The organism is Brucella pseudogrignonensis (assembly GCF_002252525.1).
GTDB classification, from domain to species: domain Bacteria; phylum Pseudomonadota; class Alphaproteobacteria; order Rhizobiales; family Rhizobiaceae; genus Brucella; species Brucella pseudogrignonensis.
On sequence record NZ_NNRM01000006.1, the window covers coordinates 113,791 to 140,386 of the forward strand.

A 26,596-nucleotide genomic window follows, 5' to 3' on the forward strand; every position below is an offset into this window, starting at 1 on the left:
CGTTACTGTTGATTTTCGAAATGCCAATCGGCAAATGCGCGCACATAGGATGGCGTCGCCTGCCCCATGGCTCCTGCCTGCTTAACCGGAATGATTTCCGACAATTCCGGCTCTGCTTGAGCAGCGAGATTTGCCTCTATTCGCTTCAACAATTCCGTCGTCGAAAGATCAAAGTAATGTCGGCGGAAAAGCGCAATGCTTCCATCGGCAGTTACCAGATGGGTCTTTGCTTCCGCCCTGGCATCACCAAGATTAATTCCGGTTTCTTCAAAGACTTCTCGGGCCATATTGGTTTTATAATCGGCCCGACCATCAACGACATCATTGTCATCAATGGAACCTGCCGGAAAATAGACACGTCCTGCGACCGCATTATGCGCGCTCATACGGGCTGCTATCAAATGCCCTTCAGTGGACACCATGATGCCGACGCCAAAAATATGCCACGGCCGTAAAGGCTGTGCATCTTTGCGCCAATACATAAGCGTTGCAAAGCTCGTGCGATGGAAACCGGCGGAAAAAGACTGGCCTTCCAGTTTCGCGTCTGGTGCAAGATAAATTTCACCATCAAACAAAGTCGGATTAGCCTGACACTCGCGCTGCCAGTTTTCAGCGATTGCGGTTTTATTGGCTTGCGCATAATCGAGCGGTCCCGGCAAAATCCGGACATCGACACGATCAATTTCATAAACCGTGTTTTCTTTCACATGCTGCATTAGCCGTCCCATTCTCAAACAATGTTCAGCGTGACAGCCACGGGGCAATGGTCACTGGCCTTAGGACGATCCCATCCAGTCCGTGGATAACGATCAACTTCTTGTCCTGGCGGGAAAACCGTGCGCCAGGGCTGGCCCCGACGGATAATCTTCGGAATCGCACCACCGTTTTTGTCAGCCAGAGTTGGCGACGCAAGAATGTAATCAAGCTGGCAAAGATGGCGTTCCTGCGGTCCGCGGGTGTGATAGAGCGTCCAGCGGTCCATTTCAGGGCGGCGCTCCACAAGATTGATGGCGAAGCCATCGCTCAGCAGCGTATCCAGAGCACTGGCAGCTTCCTTCACAGGCGAGAATTGATAACCGTTCCACTCATCGCCTTCGATGATGACGCGTTCCCGGTAATCGTTGAAATCACCGCAAATGAGCCAGCGCTTACCCGAAGTGTGCCCTGCGCCAAACTTCTCTTCGATAATGTGACGGATCGCACGCGTTTCTGCCTGTCTGACCGGCAAGGATGCAGTGCGACCATCAAGCCCGTTACGTGCACCGCCCATTGATTTCAGATGAACAACAAAAAGCGTCAATGGCTTGCCGTCGATACGCATATCGAGACAAAGACAATCGCGCTTAAAAATGCGATCATTCGGTTCAAGTCCTAGCTCCGCAAGCACCGGCTGATAAAGATCAAGATCCTTATAGGTCAGATGTGCGTGGCTGGTGACTTCCAGCACTTCAATCCGCTGGCCATCACGCGTCGTATCGCGTGCCATCACAGCAACGTCGATGCCTCGACTATCATTGCCGTCAATCAGATACTTATTGCGATAGCCCTGCCCGACCATCTTGAAAAGATAGCCATATTCAAACGCGTTAAGGGCGGCGAGATTATCGACTTCTTGCAGGCAAAGCACATCGGCCCGTGTTTCGGCTATTGCCAGCGCCGTCATCTGCCGTGTGTCATCGGTATGGGCAATCGCCCGCGCCTGCTCCAGCAGACGGTATTGCGTTTCATCGCCGATCTCGAAGAGCTTGAGCGAGCGATCCTGATGCAATTCATTTCGAAAGCCGGAAAAATCAAACCGGCGCATCAGATTTTCGACATTGAAGGTTGCTATCGTAAACATGCCCGCGCAATCTCACCACTTGCGCTATGATTGGCAAGTGGTTCTTTTCAAAATTGCACAGCCACGCTGGTTTTGATCAGAAAAGCCACCATATAAAGTCTGGAAATCAGGACACCGAAAATGCTTGATAAGATACGGTACATCGCACTTTGCTCAGGTCTCTTTGCAGCAAGCCTTGTTGGCAGCGCTGCAGCGGTTGACCTGAATACGCCTTACGTGCCGTCTTTGCGTCCAAGCACACCCCCTATCGCTGGCGGGCTGCCGCGGACTTATCAGCCACAAGCAGGATCAAGTAAGTGTTACGGCGTGGGGTGCCGCGACAGTGGCAATTACATCTCGCGCGAAGGCATCCCGATCTACAAGAATGGCGACCCGCTTCAAGTTCGCCCATCCAATCGCAAGCCTGTCACCACCTTCGGTCCAAGCAGCAACCATATTTCATGGTGCTCAAATCGTTACCGCAGTTATCGTACTTCGGATAACACATACCAGCCCTTGGCAGGGCCGCGCACAGGTTGTAATTCGCCCTTTCAATAAAAAAGCCGGGCAATGCCCGGCTTCTGATTTTATGCAGCTTCTGATTTGGAATGCGTGCGGATCAAGCGTCCCAGACGCATGATACCTTCATCAATCATTTCATCATTAGCGCATGAATAGCTAAGACGCAGCGTATTGGCACCCGTGCCATCCGCAAAGAATGCCTTGCCCGGGACGAAAGCTACCTTCTCGCTTTCAATCGATGCGGCAAGCAATGCAGCACCGTCCATGCCCTTTGGAAGCGTGACCCAGATGAACATTCCACCTTCCGGCTTGGTCCAGTCAGTGCCTTCCGGCATGTATTTAGCAAGTGCTTCCAGCATCTTATCGCGGCGATGCTTATAAACGCTATGCAGCTTAGCGACTTGGCTGTCAAAACCAGTCGAAGCAACACGATGGATGGCAATCTGGTTGATTGTCGAAGAATGAAGATCAGCCGCCTGCTTCATCAGAACCAGCTTGCGGATAACCGACTGCGAAGCAACCACGTAACCGACGCGCAGGCCAGGTGCGAGGGTCTTCGAGAATGAGCCGCAATAGATCGTGCGGGTCTTTTCGATATCACCGCCGTGACGCGCAATATCCATCGACAGGATCGGCGCAATCGCTTCGCCGTTGTAACGCAGATACTGATAAGCAGCGTCTTCGATAATCGGCACATTCAGTTCATCAGCGTCGGCCAGCAACTTCTCACGGCCTGCACGATCAACTGTTTCTCCGGTCGGGTTGCTGAAATCTGCCGAAAGATAGGCAAACTTAACCTGACCGCCAGCATTTTCCGCTGCCTGCTTATAGGAATCCGGTGTGCGGTTACCATTCAGCGAGAGAATGTCATAGGTCGGCTCGTAGGCGTTGAATGCCTGCAACGCGCCAAGATAAGTCGGGGCCGTCACCAGTGCCGTGTCATTTGGCGAGATGAAAAGCTTGCCTAGATAGTCAAGTGCTTGCTGCGAACCGGACGTGATAAAGACGTTGTCTTCGGTACAAGGAATACCGATCTTGGCGAGTTCACTCACCAACCAGGTGCGGAGCGGCTTGTAACCTTCGGATACCGAATATTGCAGAGCTGCATTAGCTTCAGGGCCACCAAAGATGTCCTGATAAGCGCTCTGGAATTCAGCATGTGGAAACAGCGCCGGATCGGGAATACCGCCAGCAAAGGAAATAATATCCGGACGTTCCAGCAGTTTTAGAAGTTCACGGATTTCCGAAGCGCGCATACGTTTCGAGCGCGTTGCAAATACAGTTTCCCAGTCCAACACGGGAAATCTCCTCAATACGGTGGAGGCAAAGCCTCCTCAAACCTTGCCAGATAAAGTTCTAGCGATAGCGCAATTTTTTGCTAACGAGAACACTTTCTTCCATGCTGAGACGGAATAAAGATATTCTGAATTGTTTTGGCCAAATGACGCACAAAACACAAATTCCAAAAGCATCCGACGATCTTTTCGTGCGCTACATTTCACACGACCAAATCCCTATGCATGAAAGGGGCGTAAGAAACGCCCCCTTTTTGTCTAATCATCGAGCACCTAAAATCTGATGAGATTCTGACTTATGGCCGACGCATCGTCCCAAAAATCGTTTTCGACTTTTGGACAGATCGATGCGTCTATCTTAAAAGTAGAGCGACCTTTGTGCGCCCATTCGGGCGCACGGCGCTCTACTCGAAAATGGCGTTTTGTGAGAACCGGAGCGGAGCGTACATAAAGTACGTGAGCCTAGGTAAGCGAAACAAAGCGCCATTTGCAGACGGCCAGAGTCTGAGTATCGCAGATTTTTAGTTGCGTGCCTTGTCGACGAGCTTGTTCGCTGCGATCCATGGCATCATGCCGCGGAGCTTTTCGCCAACTTCTTCGATCTGGTGGCTGTCGTTGTTACGACGGATGCCCTTGAAGCGAGCTGCACCTGCACGGTATTCCTGCATCCAATCGGAAGTGAACTTGCCGGTCTGAATGTCCTTCAGAACGCGCTTCATTTCTTCCTTGGTTTCTGCAGTGATGATGCGTGGACCAGTGACGTATTCGCCCCACTCAGCAGTGTTGGAGATCGAGTAGTTCATGTTCGCAATGCCGCCTTCGTAGATCAGGTCTACGATGAGCTTCATTTCGTGCAAGCACTCGAAGTAAGCCATTTCTGGTGCGTAACCAGCTTCAACGAGAACTTCAAAACCGGTGCGGATGAGTTCAACAACACCGCCGCAAAGAACAGCCTGCTCACCGAACAGATCGGTTTCGCACTCTTCCTTGAAGGTGGTTTCGATAACGCCCGAACGGCCGCCGCCAACGCCCGAAGCGTAAGACAGAGCGAGATCATGTGCGTTGCCCGAAGCATCCTGATGGATAGCGATGAGGCAAGGAACGCCGCCGCCCTTCTGGTATTCGCCGCGAACCGTGTGGCCTGGGCCCTTTGGTGCGATCATGACAACGTCAACCGACTTCTTTGGCTCAATCAGGCCGAAGTGAACATTAAGGCCATGAGCGAAAGCAATCGCTGCGCCGTCACGGATGTTATCCTGAATGTGGTCTTTGTAGATGTCAGCCTGAAGTTCATCAGGGGTTGCCATCATGAGGAGATCGCCCCACTTGGCAGCATCAGCAACGTTCATCACTTCGAAGCCATCAGCTTCGGCCTTCTTGACCGTTGCCGAACCTTCACGAAGAGCGATGCGCACGTTGGCAGCGCCGGAGTCCTTGAGGTTCAGCGCATGGGCACGGCCCTGGCTACCGTAACCGACGATAACAACCTTCTTCGACTTGATCAGATTAACGTCTGCATCACGATCGTAATAAACGCGCATTTTCGTATTCCCTTCATTCAGATTATTTTTCAGATTGCTCTGCGGCTTCCTCGCGTTGGCCGTTGGTTATGCCCCGTAAAGAGCGAAAAACTGCTTTGTGGCACGCCGGGCGTCCCGGATGACCACTTCGTCAGTCAGTTCCAGCCGGTCGCCAAGCAGCAACCGGATCTGCATGTCCCGAACGACAAGTCCGAAAAATGCACGAAAAGCTTCGTCGATGTCGTCAAAAGCAAGAAGCTTTGCTTCCTGACCCATTTCGAGGATCGGCTTAAGACGCTTTGCCATCGCCACCGGACCATTGGCGAGAACAATGTCGCCAAGTGCCGATTTGCCCGATGCCGTGTGGCTTACAGCCAGACGGTTCAATGCAATCGATGTTGGACCAGACAGCACCAGCAGCCAGTCACGCGCAAAATGTTCAAGGCTTGAGAAAAGCGATTCCGCGTCAAGCTTCTCGCGAGCTACCGGCACGACACGAACCTTCGATGCCTGCCAGCGAACCATTGCGGTTAGCAGACCATCGCGATCACCAAACCATTTATAAAGGCTTTCCTTGGAGCAATTGGCAGCACGCGCAATGCTCGCCGTCGTCAAAGCGCGGTCACCGCCTTCGACAAGAAGGCGCAACGCCTGCTCCAGAACATCGTTCTGACGCGGCGAAAAAGACGGCTGCTTCTGAGCCTGCAATTCGTCGCTTTTATCAGTCACGGATCAATCCCTCCACCTTGTACCGTACGGTACGGTTCCGTTTATTAATCTTTGCTTGAGAGACCGTCAAGCAGGATTTTTCAACGAGATGGAAGATTTTAGAATTGTGATCCGAGAACCGCTTGGAGCTTCTTTTTCGACAACTGGAAAGAAGCAAACAAATTCAAAAAGAAAGAGCGCCTTCCGGAATCAACTTCTCAGAAGGCGCCCTTTAAAAATATGCATATCTGGCTTCATGCCTTAGAGATTTACTTGTGTGCCTATTTCCACAACACGACCTGTTGGGATCTGGAAATATTCCGTCGCATCAGAGGCCGTACGAGCAAGCAGGATGAAAAGCTTATCCTGCCAGAGCGGCAAACCGGAATGTGCGGAAGCCTTGAGCCAGCGACGTGACAGGAAGAAAGACGTCGTCATGATGTCGAACTTCCAGCCGAGTTTTCGGCAAAGTCCTAGCGCGCGCGGAATATTCGGTTGCTGCATATAGCCAAATGTCAGCGTGACCTGCATGAAGCGTTCATTGAACTGCGAAACACGCGCACGGTCAGCACTCGACACCCAAGGCTTGGAAGCCGTTACAACAGTCAGAATAACATTGTTCTGGTGCAGAACCTTATAGTGCTTGAGACTATGCATGAGTGCCGTCGGCGCGCTCTTGGGATCACCTGTCAGAAACACAGCCGTTCCCGGAACAATTGTCGGCGGACGCTTGTTCATCTGCTCGACGATAAGATCGAGCGGCACCTCCGCCTTGCGTGTCTTTTGGAACAGGTGGCGCGTGCCGCGCACCCATGTCCACATGATGACCACAAGAATAAGCGCAAAGGTAATCGACGCCCAGCCGCCATCATGCACCTTGATGATGTTGGCGCTGAAGAACATCACATCAATGACCAGAAAGCCTGCGATCAAGGGAGCAGCGCGGCTGACACGCCAGTTCCAGATGCGAGTCATGACAAAATAAAGAAGACCGGTCGTGACCAGCATATTGCCCGTCACGGCGATACCGTAAGCAGATGCCAGATTGTTCGACTTCTCAAACCCGAGAACGAGAATGATAACCGTAAGACCAAGCAGCAGATTGACGCGCGGAATGTAGATTTGTCCGTGCAGTTTTTCCGACGTGTGCTGGATTTCAAGACGCGGCAGAATGTTAAGCTGAACCGCCTGACGCGCCACAGAAAACGCGCCGCTGATGACGGCCTGACTGGCGATCACAGTGGCAGCTGTCGCCAGAAGCACCATCGGCCAGAGCGCAAAATCCGGCATCATCTGGAAGAAAGGCAACGCCGCCGCTTCACCATGGGACAACACGAATGCCGCCTGTCCGAAATAGTTAAGTAGAAGGCACGGAAACACAATCCAAAGCCAAGCTCGAACGATTGGCTTACGGCCAAAATGACCGAGATCAGCGTAAAGCGCTTCAGCGCCTGTCATGGCAAGAAAGACTGCGCCTACAGTAATGAAGGCGACACCGGGGCTCACGACAAGAAAACGCAGGGCATAATAAGGATTAAGCGCTGCCATTACTGTCGGATCGTCAAAAATATGCCAAAGACCGGACGCACCGAGGGCCAGAAACCACACCGCCATGATCGGCCCGAAAACAATCGCAACCTTGCCCGTTCCGTACTTCTGGATTGAGAAAAGAACCACGAGAATAACCACGGTAATGGGCACCACAAAGGGCGTCATATGGGGCGCAACAATCTGCACCCCTTCCACCGCAGACAACACCGAAATCGCAGGCGTAATGACCGCATCGCCAAAGAACAGCGCCGCTCCGCAAATACCAGCTGCCAGAACGATGTCGGGCCGCCCTTTAAGGGCAGCCCTTACCAAAGCCATCAAAGAGAGAATGCCGCCTTCGCCATTATTGTCGGCACGCAGCACGAAGATCACATATTTCACCGTCACAACGAGCAGAAGCGCCCAGAAGATCAGAGAAACGACACCCAGAATATCACTTCTGGAAAGAAACCCATCCGAAGTTGCCGCGTGCAATGCTTCGCGGAAGGCGTAGATCGGGCTCGTACCAATATCACCATAAACGACGCCGAGAGCACCAAGCACCAGCATCTTCATACTGTCATGGGAATGGTCGTTTTCTTCCGAAGCAATCGAGTTCTCTGGAGAAACGCCAGCAGGCAGCGTATTTTGAGAACCCGCCTGCGCATCTCCTGCGACTGGCGTGTTCTTATCTGGTTGCTCGCTGCTCATATGCAGACACCTCGTGAGGTCGTAAGTATCGGGATTGGATATCAGAGCGCCTGGGAGTTAAACAAACCGTCAACAGCTAGGGAATACATGATCGCTGCAAAGGTTCCCATGCAAGTTCGGTATCAGTCAAATGCCTGAAGTGTCAAAGTTAAACTCTTTAAAGAAAAGTAAGCTAACTCACCGCTGAAGCGTGAAGCTCGGACTGCGGAAAACTTCATGTATGCTTCCCTCAAATGACCCAGCGCACCTCGGAGCGTGGTTATTCTGTGGCGGGCGGTCTATATCTTGTCACGCCCGCGCACAAATGCAGATTTCGCAAAGCTCCATTGTCAGCCATGCATTTTCGTAAAGCCTATCCAGCCAAGGCTGCAATGTATCGGCTAACGGTCACCGGCATACCATACATTAAAGCATCTGCGGTCAGACCGTGCCCAATCGACGCTTCGCTTAACTGCGGTACACGTTTCACCAAAGCTGGGAGATTTTCAACTGTCAGATCGTGCCCTGCATTGATTGCGAGCCCGAGCGCCGTTGCTGCATCTGCAGCTTTGCCGAGACGGCTCAGTTCCTGTGTAGCGGCAGCCGGATCATCATAAGTCGCTCCATATGGGCCCGTATAGAGCTCAATGCGGTCTGCGCCAATTGCCTTGGCCTTTTCATAACCCAGCGGATCAGGGTCAGCGAATAACGATACACGCATTCCCTTTGATTTCAGCCGCTGAACGATCGGTTCCAGGAAATCGGATTTGGTTTCAAAATCCCAACCGTGATCGGAAGTTGCCTGCATCGGATCATCAGGAACCAACGTCACCTGCTCAGGTTGATGCTTTTCAACCAGTTCCAGAAAGGCTTCTGTTGGAAAGCCTTCAATGTTGAACTCAGCCTGCGGGTATTCATCATCGATCAATGCGCGGATATCGCCAAGATCGGTAAAACGAATATGACGCTGATCAGGACGCGGATGCACCGTCAAGCCAGCCGCTCCTGCTGCAAGCGCCGCTCGTCCTAGACCGGTCACACTCGGCCAAGGAAGATCTCGCCGATTACGCAACATGGCTATAGCGTTGAGATTGACGGACAATTTTGCAGGCATAGAGCTTCGCTCCTTCAATTCGATATGAGGCTTTATATCGTCAGCCATTGAAAAGTGTGAGTGTTTTCCTGTCACACCTCGAACCAATATAGGGATTGCTAATTTTGAAGGCCTGCCGCAACCTTTATCCCCTGAGAGGCGTTTTAGTGAAATAACACGACGTTCTAAGAACCGGAGGTCAACGATGCGCAACGAGGACATTCCTGTCATCCGTCGCATTCCAACCAATCGTGAAGATGTCTTTGCTTTTGCTATCGAGGGCCATCTCGATGATGCTTCTCTCGAAAATCTTTATGGACTGCTCGATGCAGCCTATGAAGGCCATGATGAAATCGACCTGCTCATCCGCCTGACCGGCTATGACGGCGTGGATTGGGGTTCAGCATTTTCGGAGAGCATGTTGTCGATGCGTGCAAAATCTCTGCGTCACCTTCGACGTTATGCCATTGTTGGCGGCCCGCTATGGATACAGGCAAGCGTCACGCTCATGCAGCCGTTTCTGTCCATCGAAATGAAGACATTCGAATCCGAAGACGAGCCCAAAGCTTGGGAGTGGCTAAGCGCCGAACCAGCGGAACAATGATTATTTTACAATTGTCAGCTGTTCGGCTGCACGCGTGATTGCCGTGTAAAGCCAGCGCTCGCGCGTGTCGCGGAAAGCGTAGCTTTCATCGAACAGCACGACATTATCCCACTGCGAACCCTGCGCCTTGTGAACCGTCAGTGCATAACCGTAATCAAAATCATCGAAACGCTTCTTGGTCTGCCAAGGAATTTCAGCATCCGGGTCCTCAAACTGCGCTTTGAGCAGTTTGATCTTGGCGACGCCTCGGTCTTCGTCTTCGGGCGAGACCAGCAGATTAATTCCCGGTTTCACTGTTTCCTTGGACGAGGTCATTACCTTCCAGAGAGAGCCGTTCAGAAGCCCCTTGGCCGGATCGTTGCGCAGGCAAACCAGCTTATCGCCGGCCTGGGGGTATTCCGCAGTAAAACCCTTCAACTCGCGCAGCCGCTGATTATAGCGCTTGCGTGTACGGTTGGTGCCAACGAGAACCTGATCGGCAGAAAGAACCACATCCTGATTGACCTCAGATTTGGAAATAACTTTCGCTCTTCCCTCATCGCCATAAGCAAGCTCACGACCCTCACGCACGTCAAGCGCCATACGGATGATCGGGTTATCGCGTGCCTGACGATGAATTTCCGTCAGCAGATAATCCGGTTCGTGCTCAGTAAAAAAACCGCCGCCCGAAATCGGCGGCAACTGTCCCGGATCACCCAGCACCAGAATAGGTGTGCCAAATGTCATCAGATCGCGACCGAGCTGCTCATCAACCATGGAACATTCGTCCACAACGATCAGAGCCGCCTTGGCCACCGGGCTTTGACGGTTAAGCGAAAATGTCGGGGCGATAGACGTCTTACCGGTTGTTTCGTCTTCAATCGCTTCTTCACCGCGCGGCCGATAGATCAGTGAATGCAGCGTGCGCGCATTGTTTGCGCCCTTGGAGCGTAGCACCTGCGCGGCCTTGCCGGTGAAGGCTGCAAACTGCACATCACCATCCACATGCTCGGCAAAATAACGCGCAAGCGTGGTTTTGCCTGTGCCAGCATAACCAAACAGCCTGAAGATAGGGGAACGCCCTTCCTTCAGCCACTTGCCAACGGCTTTTAAAGCCTGATCCTGTTCCGGTGAAAACTGCATACCCTGTTCAGACAGGATTCGGCACTTAAAGACAAGTGAATAGCAGAACAAAACAGCATCAAAGCTATGAGGCCGCACAAAACAAACCATCAATGTTAGCTAATAAAAGAGCCAATTATATTGAATAATAAATTAGTAATGCAAATAATTATAAGTACCTTTAATCGTATTCATCATAACTTAATAGATCATATTCAGTATAAACTTATAGAAGGAGTTCAATCATGATGCTTCTTGTTTTTGCAGTTTTGGCACTTTCATTAGTTTTCGCATGGTTCGGGCGTCAGTCCGTTGCAATATTTCTTGCCGTTCTCTGCCTTGCATTGGGCGTAAAACAGTTTCTTTGGGAAATATATAGTTCTGAATACGGCTATCGGATGCCTTGGATTCAAACAGAAGTGGTCGATCAGCCTAAGCGGCAACAGTTCGCTTCTGCTTTCACGCCGAGCATAAAATCTGATGGAGCAGCAGCATGAGTGTTTTCACATCAGATAATGAAATCGACAAGCAGCAGACATTAGCCACTCTTCTCTCGATTTATCTTCTGGGAATGATGGCCGTCATCGCAGCAATTTTGACCGCAGCAATGGTGCTGCAATATGCCAATGGCGAAATACCTTGCCCGCTTTGTCTTTTACAACGCGTTGCGATGTTTGGTGTTTGCTTCGGAATCATTTTGCAGTTTCGACATGGTTTTTCATACCGTAACACTGGCATGAGTATGATTTTCTCACTGTTTCTGCTGATCGTATCCGTGCGGCAGACATTGCTGGATATCTACCCCCGCCCTGGGCATGAATATATCGGCACCTCAGTCTTTGGCCTTCATATGCCCGTCTGGTCAATTCTCATTGCTGTAGCGTTGTTGATTGCCTTCGCTTTTCAACTCATCTTATGGGGCGGCAGCACGCAATTGCAGCACAAATCTCTGACGCATCAGTCGCTGCTTCGCGTGTTGGCAACGGCTCTCAGTCTGTATGTGATTGCGATTGGCGTGATTAATTTCGTCTCGGTCGGCGTTCAATGTGGCATCGATGAGTGCCACACCTTTGGCTACGCCCTTCTCAAATGAAAAATAGCGGCTGGAGTAACTCTCCGGCCGCTTTTCAAACTTAGCTGCCAACCAGCGCTGCAAATCTTTCCAGATCGACATTGCCACCACTGACGATCACGCCAATACGCTTGCCTTTGAGCCCCGGCGCCATCTTTAAAGCGCCAGCGAACGCCAGGCAGCCGGTCGGTTCGACCACCATCTTCATTCGGCTGGCAAAAAACTTCATGCCTTGCACCAGATCATTGTCACTGACTGCCAAAATATCGTGAACGCTGTTCTGAATGACAGCAAATGTCATATCGCCAAGTGCCTGTGTCTGCGCGCCATCGGCTAAAGTTTTTGGAACGTCAATATGAACGATCTTGCCAGAACGGAATGATTGTTGGCCGTCATTGCCTGCTTCCGGCTCAACCCCATAGACATCGCATGAAGGTGAAAGCGCTTTGGCCGCAAGAGCAGAACCCGCCAGCAAACCGCCTCCACCAAGGCATACAAACAGCGCGTCAAGCTGGCCAACCTCTTCAATCAGCTCTTTGGTTGCCGTGCCCTGCCCCGCAATGATATGCGGATGATTAAACGGCGGAATAAGCGTTAAACCGCCCTCCTCCGCAAGCTGCTTTGAAAGCGCATCTCGGTCTTCAGTATAACGGTTATAGGTCACAACCTTTGCACCATAGCCACGCGTTGCGTCCAGTTTTGCAGCGGGCGCGTCTTCAGGCATAATAATCGTGGCAGCAATACCGAGCAATTTCGCCGAAAGAGCTATCGCTTGCGCATGGTTTCCAGACGAAAAGGCAAGTACACCGCGCTTCTTCTGCTCATCGCTAAAGCGCGACAAAGCATTGTATGCCCCACGAAACTTGAACGCTCCGATACGCTGAAAATTCTCGCATTTGAAATAGAATTGCGCGCCTGTATCGCGATCAATGGTCGATGAGGTCAAGATGGGCGTGCGATGCGCGTGCCCTTCAATCAGTTCAGCTGCAGATACCACATCGTCATAGGTAGGAAGTGCAGACATCATTCACCTCTTCAACTCGTTATTTTAACATCGGCCACAAGCTCAGAACGAGCAGCAAGGCCATGGTCAGATTGAACCACTTCAACCGGGTGGGATCGGCAAGCCAGTTGCGCAACAATGTGCCAAACCCCGCCCAGACCGACACGCTCGGCAGGTTCACAATTGCAAAGGCGGCACTCACCAACAGCACTGCCACGTAGTAGTTGTCGTGGTTGGCATAGGTCGCAATGCCGGTGATCGCCATTACCCAAGCTTTGGGATTAACCCACTGAAAGGCAGCAGCCTGAAAAAATGTCATCGGAACACCGCTATCACCGGTCTTGGATTCCCCGATGGAGCGCGAGGTCGCAATTTTCCATGCGAGATAAAGCATATAGGCCCCGCCCGCGAATTTGAGCGATGTATAGAATGACGGCATCGTTTCGATCAGCGCGCCAAGGCCAAAGCCAACCGCCAGCAGCAGCACGAAAAAGCCCACACCAATGCCCAGCATATGTGGGACTGTGCGCCGAAAACCGAAGTTCACCCCCGACGCGAGCAGCATCAGATTATTGGGGCCAGGGGTAACGGAAGAAACAAAGGCGAATACGAGAAGCGCTAAGAAAATTTCAAAAGACATTGGATTGATCCAGCTAACAAGGACAAATTAGCCCAATAAAAAACCGGCACAATCGAAACATTGTGCCGGTTTCAACCGATATTGTCTCGATTTACGTAACCTAGAGTCCCTGAGGACCGCGGTTCATTGCAGCCACACCGGTCCGGCAGATCTCCACGAGACCAAGTGGCTTCATCAGCGAAATGAACTGGTCGATCTTGGCCGTCTTACCGGTAATCTCAACAATGAAATGTTCGGTCGTGGCGTCAACAATCTTAGCATTAAAAGCATCGGTCAGACGCAGAGTTTCAGCGCGTGCTTCGCCTTTGCCTGCTACTTTAATCAGTGCTAGTTCGCGCTCGATCGGGCGCTCGTGGCCAAGCTCGACAGCGCGATGCGTCATGTCGACCACGCGATGCACCGGAACAATACGCTCAAGCTGATGGCGGATCTGATCAAGCACATTCGGCGTGCCGCGCGTTACAATAGTAATGCGCGACAGATGCTGTTCATGCTCGGTTTCAGAAACCGTCAGGCTTTCAATATTGTAGCCACGACCCGAAAACAGACCAATGACGCGGGCTAGAACACCCGGTTCATTATCAACGAGAACCGATAGCGTATGGGTTTCTGGTGTCTGGGTATCCGCTGCAATGAAATATGCCGAGCCGGATGCTAGATTTTGTGCGTTCATGTTCTTTACTCCGGATCAGACTAGGGCGCGGCCCTTGGCATCGATAGCATTAGCAACAGCTTCGTCAGTCGCTTCATCTGGCAACAGCATTTCATTATGCGCTTTGCCAGACGGGATCATCGGGAAGCAATTGGCGAGATTGGCAACGCGGCAATCGAAGATAACCGGCTTCTTGATCTCAATCATTTCCATGATCGCATCGTCGAGTTTCTCTGGCTTGTCACAACGAATGCCATGCGCGCCATAAGCTTCTGCAAGCTTCACAAAATCAGGCATTGCTTCTGTATAGGAATGCGACAGGCGATTGCCATGCAACAGTTGCTGCCACTGACGAACCATGCCCATATACTGATTGTTCAAGATGAAAATCTTGATCGGCGCTTCATATTGGATCGCAGCCGACATTTCCTGAATGCACATCTGGATAGACGCGTCACCGGCGATATCAATAACCAGCGCATCAGGATGCGCAATTTGCACGCCCAGAGCAGCAGGCAGACCATAACCCATCGTGCCGAGGCCGCCCGATGTCATCCAGCGATTTGGCGCGTCGAAATCCATGAACTGCGCAGCCCACATCTGATGCTGGCCGACTTCAGTGGTAATGTATGTATTACGGTCCTTGGTCAGCTCGTTCAGACGCTGCAACGCATATTGCGGCATGATGACGTCTTTGTTTGGCGCATATGCCAGCGAATTGCGAGCACGCCAGCGGTCGATCTGCTCCCACCAGGCAGCAATCGCATTCTTCTCAGGCTTCTTTGCTGAAGCGCGGAACTGGCGAACGATATCTTCCAGAACATGTGCAACATCACCGATGATCGGAACATCAACGCGAACGTTTTTGTTGATCGACGATGGATCAATATCGATGTGAATCTTGCGCGAATGCGGAGCGAATGCATTCAGACGGCCCGTGATACGGTCGTCAAAGCGCGCTCCAACGCACAGCATGACATCGCAATCATGCATGGTCATGTTGGCTTCGTATGTACCGTGCATACCCAGCATACCGAGCCAGTTCTTGCCCGATGCAGGATAAGCGCCCAGCCCCATCAAAGTCGAGGTGATCGGGAAATTGCTGATCTCAACCAGTTCGCGCAGCAGCTTCGTTGCAGCAGGACCAGAGTTGATAACACCGCCACCCGAATAGATGACAGGCTTCTTCGCAGTCAGCAGCATTTCAACAGCCTGCGCGATGGCCGACTTGTCACCCTCAATAGTTGGACGATAGCTGGTGCGCGGCGAAGTCTGCGGTGGCGTGTATATGCCGGTCGCAAACTGGATATCCTTTGGAATATCAACCAGAACCGGACCCGGACGACCAGTCGAAGCAATGTGGAAAGCTTCGTGCAGAATGCGCGAGAGGTCATTAACGTCACGAACGAGCCAGTTGTGCTTCGTGCAAGGACGGGTGATACCAACCGTATCCGCTTCCTGAAAGCCATCGGAACCGATGAGTGATGTTGGAACCTGACCGGAGATGCAGACCAGCGGGATCGAATCCATCAGCGCGTCCTGCAAAGGCGTAACCGCATTGGTCGCACCTGGGCCGGATGTCACCAGCATAACGCCAACCTTGCCGGTCGAACGTGCATAGCCTTCAGCCGCATGGCCAGCGCCCTGCTCGTGACGAACCAGAATATGCTGAACTTTGTCCTGCTGGAAAAGTTCGTCATAGATCGGCAGCACTGCACCACCCGGATAACCAAAAAGATGCTCCACGCCATGATCGATCATAGCCTGAACCACCATTTCCGCGCCGGTCATTTCGCGTTGCCCTGCGGAGATCGTCGCCGCCTCGCTTGTTGCTGCCGTCATCGTCGTCACTTCCCGTCTGCTTTACATATTCAATTTCGTTGATGTTTAGATAACAAAAAAGGCCCCCGAGGGAGCCTGTCTTTCGCGCATGGGAGCTTTCGCCGGATGGTTACACCATCCTGCCCATGCGCGTACGTACCACAAGAATAAGAGCTGTTCTGTTCATGGCGGCGAGAGTAATCAGCGAAAATCGTGTCGTCAACGCATAAATGTATGAAGCGCGATATTTTCTTCTGTCAAACTGCGCCTCTCGATAAGATTATTGCCCTGACAGGGCATTTTCACCTGAGGAGAACACCTTCCAGCTCTCGTCAAGCTGGTTGCGAAACCATGTTGATTGCCGCTTGGCATATTGGCGGGTGGCGATAATCGATCGCTCGATAGCGTCTTCACGCGTCATCTCACCCGCAAAAAATGCCGAAATCTCGCGCACCCCGATCGCCTTCATCGCTGGCAATGCCGGATCAAGATGAAGAGCGTTCAACACCCGCACTTCGTCAAGCGCCCCATGGTCCCACATGAGATTGAAACGTTGAGCAATCCGCTCGCCCAACCATTTGCGGTCGGGCAGCAACACGATCTTTGTTGCGCTTGCATCATCAACGAGAGCCGTTCCGGTATTCTTCTGCCAGTGCAGCAGCGACTTGCCCGTTCCTTCAAACACCTCCAGCGCACGCACAATACGCTGACTGTCAGTCGGGCGCAGTGTGGCGGCAATCTCCGGATCAAGTTCTGTAAGAGCACTGTGGAGCGCTTCTGCCCCTTCTTCACTCATTCTATTGCGCCAGTGCTCGCGCACATCTGCAGGCACTTCCGGCATCTGTGAAAGACCGCCTAAAAGCGCACGGAAATAAAGTCCGGTGCCCCCGACAAAGATCGGTGTGCGGGTTCTGAGATCCGCACGCGATAAAAGGGCTTCGACATCTGCAAACCATTTTCCCGTCGAATAGGATACTGATGGCGCGACATGGCCGTAAAGAAAATGCTCGGCTTCACGAAGCTCGTCAGATTGCGGGCGAGCGCTCAAAAGGTCGAGCACATCATAAACCTGCATGGAATCGGTATTCACGATGAAGCCGCCGGTCTTCTTTGCCATATGAAGAGCAAGAGCCGACTTGCCGCTGGCCGTTGGGCCAGCTATCAGGATTGCACCCTTTGCCGCTTCACTCATCGCAGGAAATATTCCTCATGTCCCGATCCGCTTCCCTCGTTGCTACACTGATTGCCAATCCGGCCAAAGCGTCGCTTATTCCTTCCTTGGGGATTAAAGCCTCGGCAGCAGTGAATGCAAGCGGGCTTTACTGGCTCGCCGATGGCATCGCCTGCGATATACCGCTTGCTTCCGGTTTAAGCCATGAAGAAGCAGATCAGGCGTTGCGCTCTTCCCTTGATGGCGCTCCAGTTGATGTCGTGGTGCAGGAACAGGAAAGCCGGCGCAAGAAAATTCTGATTGCAGACATGGATTCCACCATGATCCAGCAGGAATGCATTGATGAACTGGCGGAAGAAGCCGGTCTTCGTGAACATGTTGCAGCGATCACTGCCCGTGCCATGAATGGCGAAATTGAGTTCGAACCGGCACTTCGTGAACGCGTAGCACTTCTCAAAGGTCTGCCACTGTCGGTGATCGACAAGGTTATCTCGACCCGCATTTCGCTTATGCCGGGTGGTGTCGAATTGGTGCGCACCATGCGCAAGCACGGCGCCTATACGGCACTTGTGTCTGGTGGCTTCACATCCTTCACACGCCGTGTTGCAGAAATGATTGGCTTTAACGAAGATCGCGCCAACACACTTCTTCATGATGGCGCGCATCTAAGCGGCGCCGTTTCCGATCCGATCCTCGGCCGCGAAGCAAAAGTGGAAAAGCTGGTCGAAATCGCTGACCGTCTTGGCCTCACCCCGCAGGATGCAATTGCTGTGGGTGACGGGGCCAACGATCTTGGCATGATCCAGCTCGCAGGCACAGGCGTCGCGCTTCATGCAAAACCAGCTGTGGCAGCGCAGGCAAAAGTGCGTATCGATCATGGTGATCTGACCGCCCTTCTCTATATTCAGGGCTATCGCAAATCGGATTTCGTTGAATGATTATTCTGGAAACGCCTCGCCTCATTATTCGTAACTGGGGAGATCGAGATCGTGAATTAATGCACGAGATCAACTCCGATGCTGACGTGATGCGTTTCTTTCCATTTCGGCGCAATCGTGCGGAATCGGATGATCTGTTTGAGCGTCTGCAGAAAATGATTACTGAAACTGGATTTGGCTTCTACGCACTCGAAGAAAAACTGAGTGGACAATGCATCGGATTTGCAGGCCTTGCCCGCACTGACCTTGAACCGCATTTTCCAAAGGGTACTGTTGAAATCGGCTGGCGACTTGCCCATCGTTTCTGGGGCAAAGGCTATGTGACGGAAGCTGGCAACGCGCTTCTGACTTATGCCTTCGAAACGCTGAACTTGCCCGAGGTCGTATCCTTTGCAGTGTTTAACAATGACCGTTCAACATCTGTTATGCAGCGTATAGGTATGGTTCTTGATGAGACTGGCGATTTCGATCATCCGAATGTGCCCGACGAAACGCCGCACCTCAAACATCACGTCGTCTACCGCTTAGCAAACCACACGAAGAACTGAATCACATTCAGAGCTAACCCGCCTAAATGATTCAAACTACAATGAAAAAAGGCGCCGCAAAATGTTGCGACGCCTTTTTTGTTTAAGATAAGAACATTTAGTCGATGCGGATTGTCACAAAACGCAGTTCGCCAGAACGCGACGCAAGCATCAGGAGTGCATTCTTACGGCCTTCACGACGCAGAGCATCAATTCGCTTCTTCACGTCAGCCGGTGACTTCACAGTAACCTGTCCGATATCGACAATCACGTCGCCGGTTTCGATACGCTTTTCACCAGCAGCAGAACCGGGAGCAACATAAAGCACAGCCACCCCTTCCACATCTTCGGCAATGCCAAATTCGCCACGCACATCGTCGTTGATTTCCGAAAGCTTCATACCGAGTACCGACGTGCCAGCCTGTTCCTTTTGCTCCTTCTTAGGAGCGTTTGGAACTTCTTCACCCTCTTCGCCTTCTTCCATATCTGGCGGAGGTGCCTGATCTTCGGTCGCTTCCTCGGTACTCTTATCGTCTTCGACCAAACGGCCAAGCTTGACCTTTACGATTTTCTCTTCGCCGTCGCGGACAACAACAACTTCGACTTCATCCCCGACAGCGCTTTCGGCAACAAGACGCGGCAGGTCGCGCGCACGCTCTACCGGCTTACCGTCATAACGGATCACAACGTCACCCGCTTTGATCTCTTTATTGTCGACACCTGAATTTTCGATAAGACCGGCGATCAATGCGCCTTTAGATTTCTTCAGGCCAAGACTTTGGGCAATATCATCAGTGACCGGCTGGATACGAACACCGAGCCAGCCTCGGCGCACTTCACCAAACTCTTTAAGCTGATCGATAACGCCAACAGCCATTTCAGCCGGAATAGCAAAACCAATACCGATAGAACCACCCGATGGTGAATAGATCGCCGTATTGATACCAATCACCTTGCCGTCCATATCAAACAGCGGACCACCGGAATTACCGCGATTGATTGCGGCATCCGTCTGGATGAAATCATCATAAGGGCCAGACTGGATATCGCGCTTGCGTGCGGAAATAATACCGGCAGTCACTGTGCCGCCAAGGCCAAACGGATTACCGATTGCCAGCACCCAATCGCCAATGCGCGCTTTGTCCGAATTACCAAACTGCACGGATTTAAGCTTATGCTTCGTTGGATCAACTTTCAGCACGGCAAGATCGGTCTTTGTGTCCTTCCCCACCAGCTCCGCTTTCAACTTGGAGCCGTCAACGAAATTCACTTCGATCTCATCTGCATCGGCAATGACGTGGTTATTTGTGACGATAAAGCCTTTTTCGGCATCAATCACAAAGCCCGAACCCAGCGATTGCACTTTGCGCGAATCGTTTTTCTTTGCACCGTCCTTATCGTTGAAGAAGTCGTTGAAATACTCCTGAAACGGAGAACCTTCCGGCACCTGTGGCATAGGCACACCGCCGTCTTCTTCACCATCTTCCTTGACGGTCTGCGATGTCGAAATATTCACGACCGCATCCAGAAGGCCTTCGGCCAGATCAGCTACAGAACCCGGCCCCTGCCTGATTGGCGCTGTTTGCTGGGCGAACGAAGGTGCGGTGCCAATTGCAACTGTCCCTGTAAAACTCATCGCTCCAAGAGCTACGGTTGCTAGAAGGGTGCGAGCAAATCTCGCCTTGGGTGCAATTGCCATGAAGCTCTGCTCCGTTTCTGTCTGCGATAAGAAATCCAGAAGTTTAGATCGCTGCAAAATACGGCCTGTTTACGGCCCCGCATAGAGCGGTGAGCAGAAATATAATGAATGAACTGGCTTATCCCCTGACAAGCCAGACAATGAAGACGCCAATTGCCAGTGCCGAAAGCCCTGCAATCCGCAACATGCTTTCGGGCGCTTCTGATGCATCGCGCGCAAGCTTTTTGGCAAAAAAAGGAAAGCCGCCGTAGAGCAGCCCTTCGAAGACGAAGAGAAGACCTACGGCGGCTAGAAAATCGCTCATTTGCGACAATTTCTCTTACTGAGACGGCGTTGCCAGTTTCCCACCAGCATCACGGAAGAACTTGAAGAACTCCGAATCCGGCGAGAGAACAAGCGTTGTGTCTGGTGTCTGGAGAGCTTCGCGATACGCTGCCATCGAACGATAGAAGGCAAAGAAGCCAGGGTCCTTAGACGCAGACTGAGCGAAAATATCACTGCGCTGTGCTTCGCCTTCACCGCGAAGAATTTCAGATTCCTTACGTGCCTCAGCAAGCGTTTCCACAACCTGACGGTCAGCAATAGCGCGGATACGCTGTGCTGCTTCACGACCACGCGCACGCAGACGTTCTGCTTCTGCAAGACGTTCTGCCTTCATGCGGTCGTAGGTTTGCTGCGAAACTTCAGCGGTCAGATCGGTACGACGAATACGAACATCTTCAATCGTGAGACCAAGAGAAGTCGCGTCAGCGCGCATCTGGTTTGCCACTTCACGCATCATGTCGCCGCGTTCTTCGGAGAGTGCAGCTTCAAAGCCACGCTGACCGTAAACGCCACGCAATGCAGCATCAAGACGCGTACGCAGGCGCTGTTCGGCGAGCAAAGTGCTACCCGAAACTGTCTCGCGGAACTTGCGGGCATCAGTAATACGATAAACGAGGAACGCGTCCACGTCGTAGAACTTACCGCCCGAAACCTGAACACGGATATCATCAAGATCGAAGCGCAGGAGACGATCATCGATCAACTGCACGGTATCTGCATCAAGAAAGCCGAAAGGCATTTTGAAATAGATGCCTGGTTCAGTCTTCACAGCAACAATCTGACCAAAGCGCAGAACGATTGCCTGCTGGCGTTCGTTAACAATGAACGTGGCCGAGTATGCCAGGAAAAGGATGACGGCGATGATACCGCCAATAATCGGAAGCCTGTTCTGAGACATTACTGTGCACCTCCGCCGGTCGTGGTTGCGTTTGCACCGGGACGCGGCTGCTGACGCATAAGTTCATTCAGAGGCAGATAAGGCACGACTTCTTTTCCGGGCTCCACGATGACTTTTTTCGTGCTCTTGAGTACCTGTTCCATCGTTTCTAGGAAAAGACGATTACGGGTAACTTCCGGCGACTTCTGATATTCGCCAAGCACCGAGCTGAAACGCTGCGCTTCACCTTCAGCTTCCTGGACAACACGGTTTTTATAAGCTGCTGCTTCTTCACGAAGCTGTGCCGCTTCACCGCGCGCCTGACCGAGACGCTGGTTGGAGTACTGGTTGGATTCTTCTACGAAGCGGTCTTCATCCTGTTCAGCACGCTGTACTTCATCGAACGCATCGGCCACTTCACGCGGCGGCGCTGCATCTTCGATGGAAACGGCGTTGACCTGAATGCCGGCATTGTAGCGATCAAGCGTTGCCTGAACGATGTCGCGAACGCTCTGCGCAATGGCAGCACGGTTATCACGGAACACGTCCTGAGCTGGTCGGCGGCCGACGATCTCGCGGATCGCACTTTCCGAAACCTGCTGGACCATCGAGTCCGGATTATCGACATTGAACAAATATGCACGCGGATCGGATACGCGGTAAAGCACCGAGAACTGAACATTGACGATGTTCTGATCGCCCGTCAGCATCAGGCCCTGCGTGGCGTTACGCGAGCCCTGCCCACCGATATTGATCTGCTTTTCGACGATCTGAGCCTTTTCATAGGTCTCGATCGGCCAGAAATGGAAATGCAGGCCCGGCTCGGAAACTTCAGCCTTTGGTTTACCAAAGCGAAGTTCTACGGCGAGTTCATCAGGCTGAACGGTATAGACCGACTGAAAAAGCCAGAAACCCAACACCGCTGCGCCGATGAGGAAAAATACGCCGCGATTGCTGCCGCCCTTGCCGCCACTGCCACCTGGAAAAACTTTTTTCAGACGGTCCTGGCCCTTACGGAGAATGTCTTCAAGATCCGGCGGTGTGTTTGGTCCGCCACCGCGCGGTCCCTTCGGTCCCTGCCCCCATGGGCCACCGTTGCCACCATTATTATTGTTATTGCCGTTATTATTATCGCCGCCGCCACCCCATGGGCCGCCGCCGCCATTCTGATTACTCCAGGGCATCCTCACCTCTCGTCCGGGAGACGGGAAAGCAAGCGCCACCTCCCGTCATCAACTAATGTTACCGTTTTATAGGCATCGCGAGGGCCGCTTTCAACGTGAGGCGGCAAATTTCCTGCGTTATAATTTACGCAACACGCCGTTCGTACTGAATATAGCGTGTTGGATGACTATCTTTTTCGCCTGCAGGCACGTCTTCACTCGAAATTACCTGCCAGATATCCGAATCGATTTCTGGGAAATACGTGTCACCATCAATTGTGGCCAGAACGCGCGTCAGATGCACCTTATCGGCCAATGGTAGCGCCTGCGCATAGATCTTGCCACCACCAATAATGCAGACTTCATCGACACCCAGCTCTATTGCAAGCTTGCGGCCGAGATTGATTGCATCTTCGAGCGAAGCAGTAATCTGAGCACCGTCGGCTGCAAAATTCGCATCTCTCGTTATCACGATATTTGGGCGCCCCGGCAAAGGCCGACCAATAGATTCCCATGTCTTCCGCCCCATAATCACCGGCTTACCAAGTGTGAGTGCCTTAAAGCGCTTGAGATCGGTAGACAGTTTCCAAGGCATGTCATTGTCGCGGCCAATGACACCATTTTCCGCAGCAGCCACAATGATCGATACAATCGGATTTCGAGCAGTCATATCTTACACCGCGATCGGAGCTTTGATCGTCGGATCAGCTTCGTAACCCACCAGTTCGAAGTCTTCGAATTGGAAGGCAAACAGATCTTTGATATCCGGATTGATCCGCATGGTCGGCAATGCTTTTGGCGTGCGGGTCAGCTGTAAACGCGCCTGCTCGAAATGATTGGAATAGATATGCGCATCACCAAGAGTATGCACAAAGTCTCCCGGCTCAAGGCCCGCAACCTGCGCAATCATCATCGTCAGCAACGCATAGGATGCGATGTTGAAAGGAACCCCAAGGAAAATATCTGCCGAACGCTGATAGAGCTGGCAGGAAAGCTTGCCATCAGACACGTAGAACTGGAACAGGCAATGGCATGGCGGCAGCGCCATCTCATCAACAAGCGCCGGATTCCATGCAGATACGATCAGACGTCGTGAATTAGGATTTTCACGCAACATCTTGAGAAGATTCGCAATCTGATCAATGTGGCGGCCATCCGGGGCTGGCCATGAGCGCCACTGATAGCCATAGACAGGGCCGAGATCGCCATTCTCATCGGCCCATTCATCCCAGATCGAAACGCCGTTTTCCTTAAGATAGGCGATATTTGTATCGCCTTTGAGAAACCACAGCAGCTCATGAATGATTGAGCGCAGATGCAGCTTTTTGGTGGTTAGAACCGGAAACCCTTCGGCCAGATTGAACCGCATCTGATAACCGAAAACCGAACGCGTACCCGTTCCTGTACGGTCGCCACGGTCAACGCCATTGTCGAGCACATGCTGGAGAAGGTCGAGATAGGTACGCATAGGGAAACTTTCCGAGTCCGATTCGCTTTAGGACCACTATAAAGAAAAACCTCGGTGCGACGAGGCACCGAGGTTTCAAACTCCACAAGGGAGTGAATGGATCAGAGGTCGCCGAGCTTACCAAGCTGCTTTGCGACGAGATAATAGAAGGTGACGCGGTGCTTGTTGCGGTCGCCCTTCATCACTTCAGCTACATGGTTGACCACTTCTTCAGCCTTGGCAGCGTCGGCGACACCGAGCTTCTTCGCTACCCAGCTATCGCGCACGCGCTTGAGTTCTTCCGGATCGGTTGCTGAAACTAGAGAGGAATCGCGATTGCGCAGCGCAATGCCGAGATGCTTTACGATCTTCTCGACAGCGGCTTCATCAGCGCCAGCATCATAACGACGGACATCCGCGAGATAGTCACTCATATATCCACTCTCCTTAGATTGGGTATCTGCCCCGATTAAACCTCCGCCACAGCTGGATATTTCTGTTTCTATCCAGCATGCACCGGTAGTGGAGTGAGGATTGACCAGCCTGCGCTGACTGTCAATAAAAATGAACGCTAAAAGCGAAGAGCAAGATCGGCGAACAACCTGTTAAATCATAACTACCCCCTTCCAATCGAAGGGAAGGACGCCTATATACGGCGTGTCAGCGCAAGCTGACTATGGTGATAAATGGACGATGTAATAAACCTATTGGACCCGGGGGCGGTACCCGGCGCCTCCACCACAACGCAAGAAGCATTAAAAGCGAGTTGCGCTGCGGCGGGGGCGAAATAGGATCGACAAGGGTGTAAAGATCGCTCTTTTGCTCGGCATGATACCACCGTTATCGGGTCAATTGAGTAGTTGCAAATGACAACAAAGCTCAGGGTTACGCTCTCGCTGCCTAATGGCGGTGCGGGAAACCCACTCTAAAGCCCTTAGGGTTAGCACCTTAAGGCGGGGTTCGGAGGCACCTGGCAACAGAAGCCTCCACTTCTCTACAAAATTACAGCGGCTTAAATGAAAACGGCTCCAGAAAATCTGAAGCCGTTCTGTTTTAGACTATTGCTGCTTCTGTATCCGGCTCTGTCTTGCGCGAGAAAACAATCAGCGCAAGCAGGAAAGCCGTCACGGCACAGGCGGCGATTCCGCCTATCATTGGCAGTGCAGAACCATCGAAGAAAGCACCTGTGATACCAATTGCGATACCGCCAATCACAAAGTGCAGTGTTCCCAAAAGTGCTGAGGCAGTTCCCGCAATTTCACCATGGTCTTCCAGTGCCAGCACGGCAGTTGTCGGGATAACCAGACCAAGGAAACCGTAACCGACAAACAGGAAGCTGGCGATTAGCCAAAGCGAATGATGGCCCATTAGCACGGCAGCGAACATCGCAAGCATAACAGCGGCAAATCCCGATACCGCCACGCGCATCACGCGGCGCAGCCCAAAACGGGCACCCAAAACACCATTGAGCTGCGAGACACTAAAGAACGAGACCGCGTTCACTGAGAATGCCACAGCATATTGGCTTCTGGTCAGGCCATAATGGTCGATCAAAATGAACGACGAGTTAGCCAGATAGACAAAGAAAGAAGCGATACCGAACCCACCAATGGCAGCCAGCCCCATGAAGTAACGATCTTTGAGCAGGCGTCCATAGCCGCGCAATGCGCTGCTGAGATTACTTTCAAGACGCGCTTCGGCCCCTCTCGTTTCTTTCAGAGCTGTTGCAACTAGCACGATGCCGACAAGAGCTGCGACAAGCACCGCCCAGAACACGCCGCGCCAACCAAAGAAATCAATAAGCACCGAGCCACTCAAAGGCGCGAGGATCGGTGAAATCGAGAACACAAGCATGAGCAGCGACATTAATCGTGCAGCATCCACGCCTGTATGGAGATCACGCACCACAGCACGCGGGATCACCGTACCGGCAGCAGCTCCAAGGCCCTGAAGGAAGCGGAACATCACAAGGACATCAATATTGGTCGCTAAAGCCGACCCGACGCTGCCGATCGCAAACAAAATAAGTCCGCCATAAAGAGGCACCTTGCGCCCCACCATGTCAGACAACGGGCCACAAAATAGCTGTGCAATCGCCAAAGCGATAAAAAATGCCAGAAGGCTCATCTGAACTGCACCGGTTTCGGCGCGCAGATCAGTCGCAATCGTCGGCAATGCTGGCAGATACATATCAATCGCAAACGGGCCTATTGCTGACAAAAGACCCAGAATAATTGCGTTGCGCACGAGACCGGAAGTAGCAGAGCCAGATGAGGATCCTAAACGGGTGCCTGAACTCATGGGGGGAGCACTTTCATCAATGTTTCGTGAGTCGCCTGTTACGATTTCGGCCCCGGGTCATCGCTTGGGAGGATGGCAG

General features: G+C 52.3%; 27 protein-coding genes and 1 other RNA gene. 7 read left to right on the forward strand and 21 right to left on the reverse strand.

What is annotated here, in order from left to right; all coding sequences use genetic code 11:
- Positions 1-2: 2 nt before the first annotated feature.
- Both CEV34_RS01910 and CEV34_RS01915 read right to left on the reverse strand, forming a co-directional pair.
- The gene (locus CEV34_RS01910; RefSeq protein WP_007875672.1) at positions 3-716 is read right to left on the reverse strand and encodes an NUDIX domain-containing protein; all 714 of its coding nucleotides are present in this window, start codon (positions 714-716) and stop codon (positions 3-5) included.
- Between the two features lie 14 nt (positions 717-730).
- Positions 731-1,840: an endonuclease/exonuclease/phosphatase family protein gene (locus tag CEV34_RS01915; protein WP_007875676.1), complete on the reverse strand. Its 1,110-nt coding sequence runs from the start codon at positions 1,838-1,840 to the stop codon at positions 731-733.
- Between the two features lie 120 nt (positions 1,841-1,960).
- On the opposite strand from CEV34_RS01915, the gene CEV34_RS01920 reads away from it, so the two are divergent.
- On the forward strand, positions 1,961-2,377 hold the full coding sequence (locus CEV34_RS01920) for a BA14K family protein (RefSeq protein ID WP_007875678.1): 417 nt from the start codon (positions 1,961-1,963) through the stop codon (positions 2,375-2,377).
- A 29-nt stretch (positions 2,378-2,406) separates the two neighbouring features.
- Here the strand turns inward: CEV34_RS01920 and CEV34_RS01925 are convergent, their stop codons facing one another.
- The 5 genes from CEV34_RS01925 to CEV34_RS01945 form a co-directional block, all read right to left on the reverse strand.
- Positions 2,407-3,639: an aminotransferase-like domain-containing protein gene (locus tag CEV34_RS01925; protein WP_007875684.1), complete on the reverse strand. Its 1,233-nt coding sequence runs from the start codon at positions 3,637-3,639 to the stop codon at positions 2,407-2,409.
- Between the two features lie 518 nt (positions 3,640-4,157).
- On the reverse strand, positions 4,158-5,177 hold the full coding sequence (gene ilvC / locus CEV34_RS01930) for a ketol-acid reductoisomerase (protein WP_007875687.1): 1,020 nt from the start codon (positions 5,175-5,177) through the stop codon (positions 4,158-4,160).
- Positions 5,178-5,243: 66 nt separating this feature from the next.
- Positions 5,244-5,885 (reverse strand): TetR/AcrR family transcriptional regulator, encoded by a 642-nt coding sequence (locus CEV34_RS01935; RefSeq protein WP_007875688.1) that lies wholly within the window; start codon positions 5,883-5,885, stop codon positions 5,244-5,246.
- A 240-nt stretch (positions 5,886-6,125) separates the two neighbouring features.
- Positions 6,126-7,970: a potassium transporter Kup gene (locus CEV34_RS01940; RefSeq protein ID WP_235819004.1), complete on the reverse strand. Its 1,845-nt coding sequence runs from the start codon at positions 7,968-7,970 to the stop codon at positions 6,126-6,128.
- Positions 7,971-8,457: 487 nt separating this feature from the next.
- The gene (locus CEV34_RS01945; protein ID WP_007875690.1) at positions 8,458-9,198 is read right to left on the reverse strand and encodes a pyridoxine 5'-phosphate synthase; all 741 of its coding nucleotides are present in this window, start codon (positions 9,196-9,198) and stop codon (positions 8,458-8,460) included.
- Between the two features lie 184 nt (positions 9,199-9,382).
- Between CEV34_RS01945 and CEV34_RS01950 the strand changes: the two genes are divergently transcribed.
- Positions 9,383-9,781: a SpoIIAA family protein gene (locus CEV34_RS01950; RefSeq protein ID WP_007875691.1), complete on the forward strand. Its 399-nt coding sequence runs from the start codon at positions 9,383-9,385 to the stop codon at positions 9,779-9,781.
- Here CEV34_RS01950 and CEV34_RS01955 read toward each other — a convergent pair whose 3' ends face one another.
- The gene (locus CEV34_RS01955) at positions 9,782-10,903 is read right to left on the reverse strand and encodes an ATP-dependent DNA helicase (RefSeq protein ID WP_007875692.1); all 1,122 of its coding nucleotides are present in this window, start codon (positions 10,901-10,903) and stop codon (positions 9,782-9,784) included.
- Between the two features lie 224 nt (positions 10,904-11,127).
- Here CEV34_RS01955 and CEV34_RS01960 point away from each other — a divergent pair, with 224 nt between their 5' ends.
- Positions 11,128-11,379: a hypothetical protein gene (locus CEV34_RS01960; RefSeq protein ID WP_007875693.1), complete on the forward strand. Its 252-nt coding sequence runs from the start codon at positions 11,128-11,130 to the stop codon at positions 11,377-11,379.
- On the forward strand, positions 11,376-11,975 hold the full coding sequence (locus tag CEV34_RS01965; protein WP_007875694.1) for a disulfide bond formation protein B: 600 nt from the start codon (positions 11,376-11,378) through the stop codon (positions 11,973-11,975). The genes CEV34_RS01960 and CEV34_RS01965 overlap by 4 nt, the downstream gene beginning before the upstream one ends.
- A gap of 40 nt (positions 11,976-12,015) precedes the next feature.
- Here CEV34_RS01965 and CEV34_RS01970 read toward each other — a convergent pair whose 3' ends face one another.
- From CEV34_RS01970 to miaA, 5 genes are all read right to left on the reverse strand, one after another.
- Positions 12,016-12,978, reverse strand: a complete 963-nt coding sequence (locus CEV34_RS01970; protein ID WP_007875695.1) for a threo-3-hydroxy-L-aspartate ammonia-lyase — start codon at positions 12,976-12,978, stop codon at positions 12,016-12,018.
- Between the two features lie 19 nt (positions 12,979-12,997).
- Complete coding sequence (locus tag CEV34_RS01975; RefSeq protein ID WP_007875696.1) at positions 12,998-13,597, reverse strand: LysE family translocator; 600 nt, start codon at positions 13,595-13,597, stop codon at positions 12,998-13,000.
- Positions 13,598-13,697: 100 nt separating this feature from the next.
- Positions 13,698-14,270 (reverse strand): acetolactate synthase small subunit, encoded by a 573-nt coding sequence (gene ilvN / locus CEV34_RS01980; RefSeq protein WP_007875697.1) that lies wholly within the window; start codon positions 14,268-14,270, stop codon positions 13,698-13,700.
- A 15-nt stretch (positions 14,271-14,285) separates the two neighbouring features.
- Entirely contained in the window at positions 14,286-16,091 is a 1,806-nt protein-coding gene (locus CEV34_RS01985) for an acetolactate synthase 3 large subunit (protein WP_256443808.1), read from the reverse strand.
- A 259-nt stretch (positions 16,092-16,350) separates the two neighbouring features.
- The gene (gene miaA / locus CEV34_RS01990; protein ID WP_007875699.1) at positions 16,351-17,262 is read right to left on the reverse strand and encodes a tRNA (adenosine(37)-N6)-dimethylallyltransferase MiaA; all 912 of its coding nucleotides are present in this window, start codon (positions 17,260-17,262) and stop codon (positions 16,351-16,353) included.
- Positions 17,263-17,279: 17 nt separating this feature from the next.
- Here miaA and serB point away from each other — a divergent pair, with 17 nt between their 5' ends.
- Both serB and CEV34_RS02000 read left to right on the forward strand, forming a co-directional pair.
- A complete protein-coding gene (serB, locus tag CEV34_RS01995; RefSeq protein WP_007875700.1) occupies positions 17,280-18,179 on the forward strand; it encodes a phosphoserine phosphatase SerB in 900 nt (299 codons plus the stop codon).
- A complete protein-coding gene (locus tag CEV34_RS02000) occupies positions 18,176-18,727 on the forward strand; it encodes a GNAT family N-acetyltransferase (protein WP_094543174.1) in 552 nt (183 codons plus the stop codon). Before serB ends, CEV34_RS02000 begins: the two co-directional genes overlap by 4 nt.
- A gap of 97 nt (positions 18,728-18,824) precedes the next feature.
- Here CEV34_RS02000 and CEV34_RS02005 read toward each other — a convergent pair whose 3' ends face one another.
- The 7 genes from CEV34_RS02005 to CEV34_RS02035 form a co-directional block, all read right to left on the reverse strand.
- Positions 18,825-20,405: a Do family serine endopeptidase gene (locus tag CEV34_RS02005; protein ID WP_094543176.1), complete on the reverse strand. Its 1,581-nt coding sequence runs from the start codon at positions 20,403-20,405 to the stop codon at positions 18,825-18,827.
- 118 nt (positions 20,406-20,523) lie between these two features.
- Complete coding sequence (locus tag CEV34_RS02010) at positions 20,524-20,709, reverse strand: DUF2065 domain-containing protein (RefSeq protein WP_007875705.1); 186 nt, start codon at positions 20,707-20,709, stop codon at positions 20,524-20,526.
- A gap of 15 nt (positions 20,710-20,724) precedes the next feature.
- Positions 20,725-21,627, reverse strand: coding sequence for a protease modulator HflC (gene hflC / locus CEV34_RS02015; protein ID WP_007875707.1), 903 nt, complete (start codon positions 21,625-21,627; stop codon positions 20,725-20,727).
- Positions 21,627-22,790, reverse strand: a complete 1,164-nt coding sequence (gene hflK / locus CEV34_RS02020; protein ID WP_064320808.1) for an FtsH protease activity modulator HflK — start codon at positions 22,788-22,790, stop codon at positions 21,627-21,629. Before hflK ends, hflC begins: the two co-directional genes overlap by 1 nt.
- A 124-nt stretch (positions 22,791-22,914) precedes the next feature.
- Positions 22,915-23,439 carry a dihydrofolate reductase gene (locus CEV34_RS02025; RefSeq protein WP_007875712.1) on the reverse strand — a complete coding sequence of 175 codons (525 nt, stop codon included), beginning with the start codon at positions 23,437-23,439 and terminating at the stop codon, positions 22,915-22,917.
- A 3-nt stretch (positions 23,440-23,442) separates the two neighbouring features.
- Positions 23,443-24,237 (reverse strand): thymidylate synthase, encoded by a 795-nt coding sequence (locus CEV34_RS02030; protein WP_007875713.1) that lies wholly within the window; start codon positions 24,235-24,237, stop codon positions 23,443-23,445.
- Between the two features lie 101 nt (positions 24,238-24,338).
- On the reverse strand, positions 24,339-24,650 hold the full coding sequence (locus tag CEV34_RS02035) for a DUF2853 family protein (protein WP_007875715.1): 312 nt from the start codon (positions 24,648-24,650) through the stop codon (positions 24,339-24,341).
- A gap of 186 nt (positions 24,651-24,836) precedes the next feature.
- Here CEV34_RS02035 and ssrA point away from each other — a divergent pair.
- Positions 24,837-25,207: a transfer-messenger RNA gene (gene ssrA, locus CEV34_RS02040) on the forward strand.
- Between the two features lie 62 nt (positions 25,208-25,269).
- Here ssrA and CEV34_RS02045 read toward each other — a convergent pair.
- Positions 25,270-26,517, reverse strand: a complete 1,248-nt coding sequence (locus CEV34_RS02045; protein ID WP_007875717.1) for a multidrug effflux MFS transporter — start codon at positions 26,515-26,517, stop codon at positions 25,270-25,272.
- Between the last annotated feature and the right edge of the window lie 79 nt (positions 26,518-26,596).

Excerpts from the sequence above, each read along its gene's own strand:
- CEV34_RS02035 (WP_007875715.1), bottom strand. The coding sequence starts at position 24,650 with ATGAGTGACTATCTCGCGGATGTCCGTCGTTATGATGCTGGCGCTGAT.
- miaA (WP_007875699.1), bottom strand. The coding sequence starts at position 17,262 with ATGAGTGAAGCGGCAAAGGGTGCAATCCTGATAGCTGGCCCAACGGCC.
- hflK (WP_064320808.1), bottom strand. The coding sequence starts at position 22,790 with ATGCCCTGGAGTAATCAGAATGGCGGCGGCGGCCCATGGGGTGGCGGC.
- CEV34_RS02005 (WP_094543176.1), bottom strand. The coding sequence starts at position 20,405 with ATGGCAATTGCACCCAAGGCGAGATTTGCTCGCACCCTTCTAGCAACC.
- CEV34_RS01910 (WP_007875672.1), bottom strand. The coding sequence starts at position 716 with ATGCAGCATGTGAAAGAAAACACGGTTTATGAAATTGATCGTGTCGAT.
- CEV34_RS02010 (WP_007875705.1), bottom strand. The coding sequence starts at position 20,709 with ATGAGCGATTTTCTAGCCGCCGTAGGTCTTCTCTTCGTCTTCGAAGGG.
- CEV34_RS01950 (WP_007875691.1), top strand. The coding sequence starts at position 9,383 with ATGCGCAACGAGGACATTCCTGTCATCCGTCGCATTCCAACCAATCGT.
- hflC (WP_007875707.1), bottom strand. The coding sequence starts at position 21,627 with ATGTCTCAGAACAGGCTTCCGATTATTGGCGGTATCATCGCCGTCATC.
- CEV34_RS02000 (WP_094543174.1), top strand. The coding sequence starts at position 18,176 with ATGATTATTCTGGAAACGCCTCGCCTCATTATTCGTAACTGGGGAGAT.
- CEV34_RS01970 (WP_007875695.1), bottom strand. The coding sequence starts at position 12,978 with ATGTCTGCACTTCCTACCTATGACGATGTGGTATCTGCAGCTGAACTG.
- ilvC (WP_007875687.1), bottom strand. The coding sequence starts at position 5,177 with ATGCGCGTTTATTACGATCGTGATGCAGACGTTAATCTGATCAAGTCG.
- CEV34_RS01960 (WP_007875693.1), top strand. The coding sequence starts at position 11,128 with ATGATGCTTCTTGTTTTTGCAGTTTTGGCACTTTCATTAGTTTTCGCA.
- CEV34_RS01940 (WP_235819004.1), bottom strand. The coding sequence starts at position 7,970 with ATGAAGATGCTGGTGCTTGGTGCTCTCGGCGTCGTTTATGGTGATATT.
- CEV34_RS01955 (WP_007875692.1), bottom strand. The coding sequence starts at position 10,903 with ATGCAGTTTTCACCGGAACAGGATCAGGCTTTAAAAGCCGTTGGCAAG.
- CEV34_RS02045 (WP_007875717.1), bottom strand. The coding sequence starts at position 26,517 with ATGAGTTCAGGCACCCGTTTAGGATCCTCATCTGGCTCTGCTACTTCC.
- CEV34_RS01975 (WP_007875696.1), bottom strand. The coding sequence starts at position 13,597 with ATGTCTTTTGAAATTTTCTTAGCGCTTCTCGTATTCGCCTTTGTTTCT.
- CEV34_RS01915 (WP_007875676.1), bottom strand. The coding sequence starts at position 1,840 with ATGTTTACGATAGCAACCTTCAATGTCGAAAATCTGATGCGCCGGTTT.
- CEV34_RS01965 (WP_007875694.1), top strand. The coding sequence starts at position 11,376 with ATGAGTGTTTTCACATCAGATAATGAAATCGACAAGCAGCAGACATTA.
- ilvN (WP_007875697.1), bottom strand. The coding sequence starts at position 14,270 with ATGAACGCACAAAATCTAGCATCCGGCTCGGCATATTTCATTGCAGCG.
- CEV34_RS01985 (WP_256443808.1), bottom strand. The coding sequence starts at position 16,091 with ATGACGGCAGCAACAAGCGAGGCGGCGACGATCTCCGCAGGGCAACGC.
- CEV34_RS01945 (WP_007875690.1), bottom strand. The coding sequence starts at position 9,198 with ATGCCTGCAAAATTGTCCGTCAATCTCAACGCTATAGCCATGTTGCGT.
- serB (WP_007875700.1), top strand. The coding sequence starts at position 17,280 with ATGTCCCGATCCGCTTCCCTCGTTGCTACACTGATTGCCAATCCGGCC.
- CEV34_RS02030 (WP_007875713.1), bottom strand. The coding sequence starts at position 24,237 with ATGCGTACCTATCTCGACCTTCTCCAGCATGTGCTCGACAATGGCGTT.
- CEV34_RS01920 (WP_007875678.1), top strand. The coding sequence starts at position 1,961 with ATGCTTGATAAGATACGGTACATCGCACTTTGCTCAGGTCTCTTTGCA.
- CEV34_RS02025 (WP_007875712.1), bottom strand. The coding sequence starts at position 23,439 with ATGACTGCTCGAAATCCGATTGTATCGATCATTGTGGCTGCTGCGGAA.